This is a genomic window from Rhodovulum viride, assembly GCF_003265965.1.
GTDB classification, from domain to species: Bacteria; Pseudomonadota; Alphaproteobacteria; order Rhodobacterales; family Rhodobacteraceae; genus Rhodovulum; species Rhodovulum kholense.
The window spans coordinates 1-313 of the sequence record NZ_MUAV01000241.1; the positions used below are offsets into that span (position 1 = coordinate 1).

Consider the following 313-nt stretch of genomic DNA (forward strand, 5'->3'; position numbering starts at 1 on the left):
GGATGGCGGTGAGCACGACATTCACCATCAAGCGGGGCGACACCTCGCCCGGGCTCGAATACCAGCTGCCGGGCTATGCCGCAGGTAGTAGCCTCCTGACCGGCGCCAGCGTCCGATTTATGATGCGCCCCTGGTGGGACGCATCGGCCCCGCTGGTCATCGACGCCCCAGCCACGGTGCAGGACCCGGACGGCATCGTGCGTTACGCCTGGGCCGAAGGCGACACCGATACGGCCGGCACCTATGCCGCCGAGGTTCAGATCACCTATGCCGATGGCGCGGTCGAGACCGTCCCGGCGGCGGGCTGGCTGAT

Annotated in this window: 1 protein-coding gene; it reads left to right on the forward strand. The window is 68.4% G+C overall.

Annotated features, from left to right (window positions below):
• A partial coding sequence (locus BYZ73_RS23350; protein ID WP_181498191.1) for a Rib/alpha-like domain-containing protein occupies positions 1-313 on the forward strand: 313 nt, incomplete at both ends.